This is a genomic window from Mesorhizobium sp. M5C.F.Cr.IN.023.01.1.1 (assembly GCF_003997585.1).
GTDB lineage: Bacteria > Pseudomonadota > Alphaproteobacteria > Rhizobiales > Rhizobiaceae > Mesorhizobium > Mesorhizobium wenxiniae.
Map to the genome: position 1 here is coordinate 1 of NZ_RZSU01000225.1, position 1,579 is coordinate 1,579.

Genomic DNA, 1,579 nt, shown 5'->3' on the forward strand with positions numbered 1-1,579 from the left:
CGTCTCCGGATTGCCGGAGGTTTGTTTTGGCCGCAGCGCCGACGGCCTTCTCGTCGCGCTCGTCGGCGAGACCGCCTTTGCCATGGCCGCTGCCCGAGATGGCAAACATCATCTCGTCACCGGCTGGCGCATCCGCAAACCGATGGCCGAGTGGGCCCGCTCGGATTTCTACGGGCATTGCGGGGAGCTCGCCGATGAAGCGGCGTTCCGGGCGAAGGTTCTGGAGCAGGCCGAGCACAGCCAAGAGAAGCGCGCGCTCGGCCGCGTTGAAACCGCCTCCCGCATCGGCACGCCCTGGGGGCCATCGCAGGGCGCGACCGTCTATGCCGAGGGTGTGGTGTTCCACTCCACGGCGGGCCATGGCGGATTCCATCTCTCGCTCGATCGCAACGGCAAGGTCCACGCCGGGCTGCGCGCGGCGGATGGATTCTATGAGGAAGACGAGTGTTGGGCGATCGTCGCTTTCACCTTCCCGCTTCTCTTTACCAGCTTCGAGCGCCGCGCAGCCGAACGCACCATGAAGGACAGCTTTCCGGATGCGTGGGAAGCGATCACGGGCAATGTGCTCCAGCCCGGTGAATCCTGGAAGAAGGACGAGCGCATGTTTCTCGCCGAGCACGCCAACGACTGGATCGTGGTCTCGGCCATCAGGTCGGATCACGAGAAAGGATTTGTCGAGGTTATCGCCACACCAGGCGGCAAGCGTGGTCCGGGAACCGAGGAGCGGCGCTTTCTCGTTCCGTCCGAGGAGTATCGCATCGGCCGCTTCGGCTTCGTTGTCGATGAATCCCGCCACCGGGTCTATGGCGGGCCGTCGAGCTTCGTCGGCTGGCAGGGGAGGCGGGCATCATGACCGTGTCGCCCGAACGCCGCACCGAGCTCTTCCGCATGGAGGAAGCGCGCAGGCAGACACAACGCCAGCTCGACATGATCGACCGGCAGATCATCCGGCGCATGACGGCGCTGATCCCGCAATTGCAGCCGCGCCAGTCGGGCTATCGTCGGGGGAGGGCGCCGGACCCCGAGGCATTCCTCGAGCGCTATCGTTCACATCTTGCTGCCCTTACCGCAGAGCGCCAGCCGGAGATCGATGCCCTCTCCCGGAAACTCGCGCGACAGGATCTTGCGATCGCCAGATTCCTCGAGCGGCATGGCGGCTGTCTCAATGGACGCGCAGCGTGACGATCGGCCTGTCTGCCGCAGGATGGGCACGCGTTTCGTCCAGAGGCGGCCAGCCGAACCGTCGGGCACAGGGCGGTTCATCTGGCGGTGGCGCAACGGCACAATCACTATCGGACTGCTCTTAAGGCGGTTGGTCACGGGCAACCTGCCTTTCCGTTCCCCGTGTGGTCAGGTCCTTGCCCGGCCTCCCTTCGTTCGGTGTGCGGTCCTAAACCGGCGGCCGTGCGCTTCAAGGCCGCGTTCCGCGCCGCGGGGCGGCCGGTAGAGCCGCTCTCGGCACGGCGGGCCCGCGTCCCGCGCGAGGGCTGGTCAGCCCTGCTTGGACGCAAACCCACCCTGCTCGACCTGGCCCTCCCGGACCCTGAAGCGCCCGTCTTTCCGCCGGTTTTGTCTGGAC

Annotated in this window: 2 protein-coding genes; both read left to right on the forward strand. The window is 66.3% G+C overall.

Features of this window, described 5'->3' with window-relative positions:
- Window positions 1–10: 10 nt before the first annotated feature.
- Complete coding sequence (locus tag EOA78_RS35420; protein WP_127320344.1) at window positions 11–853, forward strand: hypothetical protein; 843 nt, start codon at window positions 11–13, stop codon at window positions 851–853.
- A complete protein-coding gene (locus tag EOA78_RS35425) occupies window positions 850–1,182 on the forward strand; it encodes a hypothetical protein (RefSeq protein WP_127320342.1) in 333 nt (110 codons plus the stop codon). The genes EOA78_RS35420 and EOA78_RS35425 overlap by 4 nt, the downstream gene beginning before the upstream one ends.
- Window positions 1,183–1,579 lie beyond the last annotated feature (397 nt).